The following is a 4,216-nucleotide window of genomic DNA, read 5'->3' as shown; positions in this document are numbered from 1 at the left end:
CTGTAACGTTGTAAAACACGCTTAGCAWTTGGGGAATCGCCCCAAGACCACCGCTCCCGCCTCCGTAGTGTTGTTTTTCATCGCTAACGCATGCTTWACGCRCCWACTGCCCGCTGTAACGTTGTAAAACACGCTTAGCTATCGCGGAATCGCCCCAAGACCGCCGCTCCCTCCTCCGTAGCGATGTTTTTCATCGCTAACGCATGCTTWACGCGCCAACTGCCCGCTGTAACGTTGTAAAACACGCTTAGCWWTYGSGGAATCGCCCCAAGACCGCCGCTCCCGCCTCCGTAGTGATTTTTTTCATCGCTAACGCATGCTTTACGCACCTACTGCCCGCTGTAACGTTGTAAAACACGCTTAGCTATCGCGGAATCGCTTGAAACCACCGATCGTGCCGCTGTAATGATGTTTTTCATCGCTAACGTATGCTTAACGCACCTACTGCCCGCTGTAACGTTGTAAAACGCGCTTAGCTATCGCGGAATCGCCCCAAGACCGCCGCTCCCGCATCTGTAGTGATGTTTTTCATCGCTAACGCATGCTTAACGCACCGACTGCCCGCTGTAACGTTGTAAAACACGCTTAACTTTGGTGAAATCCCCGCACCCATCACGTACGTTGTACTTTGTACAACGTGATGACCGCAGTCAGCCCTCCGTTCTCCCCTATGCTGCACTATGTACAACATTCTGCTCTGCAAACTGTTGTTTTCGGTCAACAGCGTCAAAATGATTGTACTTTGTGCAACGAAGAACACGATCGCAAGCAATAAACCACTTCCACGTTGCACAAAGTACAACATAGCACACCACGGCTCCACGGAATCACCGAGGATCCCCAAAACCAAAAAAAGACACCATCCTCACGGACGATGTCTCCCTCTCTCTTCTTCCTCTATCTCTTCCTCTACCGCCTACTAAGCTTGCTCACCAAAAAACATCTCATAAGCAAGTTTCGTCTGTATCTGCGCCTCTTCCTCCGTCAAACGGCGAACGAGCTCCATCTCCACTTGCGTCACTTCCTCGCCCTGGAAATTAATTTCCGCGATGGAAGCAAGGATTTTGACGATCGCGATCGCTTGATTCTCCGGCGTGTAGGCAATGACCTTCTGCCCTGTCGGGAATACGCGGAAGCCGCTTTTCACCATTTTACCGCGACCATACTCTAGAAGCTCGAAGAGCTCCTGCGATGATTTGAACTTACAAACCGAGTTAAACTCCGATTGGAATCCCATTAGCATCTACTCCACATCAAAAGAATATTGGATACTTTGCTTCGCTGTATGCCGCTCAACTGCCAGATGAATGAGATCATCCAGCAATTCTGTATAAGGTTTGCCGGATTCCTGCCACAGCAGCGGATACATGCTGTAAGGCGTGAAGCCTGGCATCGTATTGATTTCGTTGATATAGATCTTTTGATCAGCTTTGCCTAGGAAGAAGTCAACGCGGGACAAGCCGCTGCCATCAACAGCCATGAAGGCTTGAACCGCAAGTTGTCTAACTTGCTCAGCTGTTTCAGCCGGAATATCTGCGGGTATGACCATAGCGGATTTACCATCAACATACTTGGCTTTATAGTCGTAAAAATCATTCGAAGAAACAACTTCACCTACAACAGATGCTTGTGGTTCATCATTCCCAAGAACAGCTACTTCAATCTCGCGAGCATCGATATTTTCTTCAATAATGACTTTACGGTCATATTGGAAAGCGAAATTAACCGCTTTTATAAGTTCATCTTGATTTCTTGCTTTGGAAATACCAACGCTGGAGCCCAAATTAGCCGGTTTCACGAAGCATGGATAACCAATTGCAGTTTCGAGTTCAATGAGATGGTACGCGCGATTCTTCTCCCACTCCGTTCGTGTGAAGTGACGGAAAATACATTGCGGAAGTCCCTCTTGCGCAAAAATTTTCTTCATCATGACTTTATCCATGCCAACTGCGGAGGCAAGCACGCCTGCTCCTACGTAAGGGATATTTGCCATTTCCAATAAGCCTTGAATCGTCCCGTCCTCACCAAACGTACCGTGCAAAAGCGGGAATATAACATCTATACTTGTTTCTTTCGTTCCAGCCGCGGCAGAAGCGATAGCGACATCGCCTTTCGCATGAACAGCTCCGAAAATTGGTGCTAAGGCATTAGAAACAGGTGCATTCGCAGAATCTCCACTGCTGAAGGTCAATACCTCTTTCGATGTAACGGGTGCCAAGAGCGGCGCGCCGCTTTTCCACTCCCCTTTTTTGGAGATGTAAAACGGTATCACTTCATATTTGGTGAAGTCTACGGCTTTCATAACGGCCATTGCGGTTTGCAAAGATACGTCATGCTCTCCTGATTTCCCCCCATAAATTAGTCCAACTCTTATTTTGCCGCTCATTGCGTACCTCCGTCTAGTCGTTCTATTCCTTCAAAATATTACGATCACATTTCATCTGCAACCCGAACGAAGAAGTATTGGGTCCGCTCCGTCCATGCTGGTGAATCTTTATAAGCCCAATAACGATTGCGGCTATTATACGTGTGTGCATTGACCAGTGGCATACCATTAGCATCTTTGCCCGTCACAACAACATTATGCTGATAACGGCCATCGCCGTCCCAGTCATAGCAAATCGTGTCGCCAGGCTGAAGTTCGCGCGGGTCATGGACCTCATGACCGTGCAGTCCTTTGCGGCTATGCGCCAAAAAAGATTTCAAGCTATTGGCAACCGCCCAACTGAAGCTCCACAACTCTTGGTTGCCTCTTTTGCCAGCGTACCACCAGCCCAAATCCCTTTTCCCAGTATAGTCCATTGGAGCCCCGCCTGCAAAGAGGCATTGCGATACAAAGTTGGTGCAATCCACTTCGAATTCCTCGTATTTCGGGTTATGAGTCTGCCACCACGTTTCCGCATATTGGACGACTTTGTCACGATTATAAATGATTTTGCGCGGAACGAATTCCTGGGCTCCGCTGTTGAGTATACTATGGTTGATATATGGGAGTGATGGTGCTCTGCGAAGGCCTTCCACAAATTCCGCCTGCTCAGAGAAAAAGACGCTCCGCGGATTGTTCGGAAGCGATTGTTCTCCCTGCAGGGACTCTGTACTTCTGACCTGCCAACGATTCGCTGCACTGTMAATGACGACTCGCTCCGGCTCAATACGCTCCTCCAAGTGGTCGATTGAACCGATTCGGTAGTGGATAAACCGGTGCAACACGATATCCGCAATCACGCCATGCGCGGATTCTCTAACACCAGTAAGGCGCAGCTTCGTTTCCCCTCGCAGCAGCTTGGCATCGCGATCGCGAAAACTTTCTAGAAGCCTGCGAACCCTGACCTCCTGCTTACGTACATAAGCGCTGTCTGACAAATAAGCTTGGAGCGGTGCTGCAGAGCCTTCGAGCTCTGACTGATTTTTAGCATGGACGTAATTGTAGAGCGCTGTTTTCCAGAACATCGGGGTTACCCTCCTAAAAAGTTTTTGCTAGGAATATGACGTGCGTAGTCCTTGCTGGGTTTGAAACTTTTATTTATGGAAATTACATGTTTGCGGCAAAATAACAGTCATCATAGGACGAGCCCGATTTGCTTTGAATTGATTCAATATATGACATTTGCATGGTAAAAATGATTGAAATAAATCTTTACTCATACACATCGAAACGCTATACTTAAGTTAGGGGATTAATGAAATTGAGTTTCACTAGATGAAACCAATGGATGAAGATATTAAAGGAGGAATAACCTATGTCCAACAAGGACACTTTTTCTGTGCGTAAGCAGTTAACTGTCGGAACAAACTCGTTCCAATACTACAGCCTTCCTGACTTTGAGAACCAAGGTCACGGTACTGTAAGCAACCTTCCAGTTTCCATTCGCGTTTTGCTTGAAGCAGCTATCCGTCAATTCGACGGCCGTGCAATTACAAGCGAACACGTTAAACAAATCGCAGGCTGGGCTGAAGGCCGTGACAACAACAAAGAAATTCCTTTCATTCCTGCTCGTATCGTTCTTCAGGACTTCACAGGTGTACCTGTCGTCGTTGACCTTGCGGCAATGCGTGCGACAATGGCACGTGAAGGTGGAGATCCAAAACGGATCAACCCGCTTGTTCCTGTAGACCTTGTAATCGACCACTCTGTCATGGTTGACGCTTTCGGTTCCCCGGATGCGCTTGACATGAACATTAACTTAGAATTCGAAAGAAACGAAGAGCGTTACCG

General features: G+C 47.8%; 6 protein-coding genes. 1 reads left to right on the top strand and 5 read right to left on the bottom strand.

The features are described from left to right. Positions 1-134: 134 nt before the first annotated feature. The 5 genes from AC1DUA_RS26265 to AC1DUA_RS26245 form a co-directional block, all read right to left on the bottom strand. On the bottom strand, positions 135-329 hold the full coding sequence (locus AC1DUA_RS26265; RefSeq protein ID WP_477502578.1) for a hypothetical protein: 195 nt from the start codon (positions 327-329) through the stop codon (positions 135-137). A 143-nt stretch (positions 330-472) separates the two neighbouring features. Further along, positions 473-805 (bottom strand): hypothetical protein, encoded by a 333-nt coding sequence (locus AC1DUA_RS26260; protein ID WP_477502577.1) that lies wholly within the window; start codon positions 803-805, stop codon positions 473-475. 114 nt (positions 806-919) lie between these two features. After that, the gene (locus AC1DUA_RS26255; RefSeq protein ID WP_477502576.1) at positions 920-1,237 is read right to left on the bottom strand and encodes a hypothetical protein; all 318 of its coding nucleotides are present in this window, start codon (positions 1,235-1,237) and stop codon (positions 920-922) included. A 6-nt stretch (positions 1,238-1,243) separates the two neighbouring features. Continuing rightward, a complete protein-coding gene (locus AC1DUA_RS26250) occupies positions 1,244-2,386 on the bottom strand; it encodes a D-alanine--D-alanine ligase (protein ID WP_477502575.1) in 1,143 nt (380 codons plus the stop codon). A gap of 44 nt (positions 2,387-2,430) precedes the next feature. Continuing rightward, positions 2,431-3,450 (bottom strand): amidase domain-containing protein, encoded by a 1,020-nt coding sequence (locus AC1DUA_RS26245; RefSeq protein ID WP_477502574.1) that lies wholly within the window; start codon positions 3,448-3,450, stop codon positions 2,431-2,433. Between the two features lie 290 nt (positions 3,451-3,740). Here AC1DUA_RS26245 and AC1DUA_RS26240 point away from each other — a divergent pair. After that, on the top strand, positions 3,741-4,216 hold a 476-nt coding region (locus AC1DUA_RS26240), incomplete at its 3' end, for an aconitase family protein (protein WP_477502573.1).

This window comes from Paenibacillus sp. 01T422, from assembly GCF_056398785.1.
This window is presented reverse-complemented; position numbering and strand designations above follow the sequence as displayed.

What these genes read in the sequence shown, in the direction of transcription:
- AC1DUA_RS26260 (WP_477502577.1), bottom strand. Translation starts at nt 805, where the DNA reads ATGTTGTACTTTGTGCAACGTGGAAGTGGTTTATTGCTTGCGATCGTG.
- AC1DUA_RS26255 (WP_477502576.1), bottom strand. Translation starts at nt 1,237, where the DNA reads ATGGGATTCCAATCGGAGTTTAACTCGGTTTGTAAGTTCAAATCATCG.
- AC1DUA_RS26250 (WP_477502575.1), bottom strand. Translation starts at nt 2,386, where the DNA reads ATGAGCGGCAAAATAAGAGTTGGACTAATTTATGGGGGGAAATCAGGA.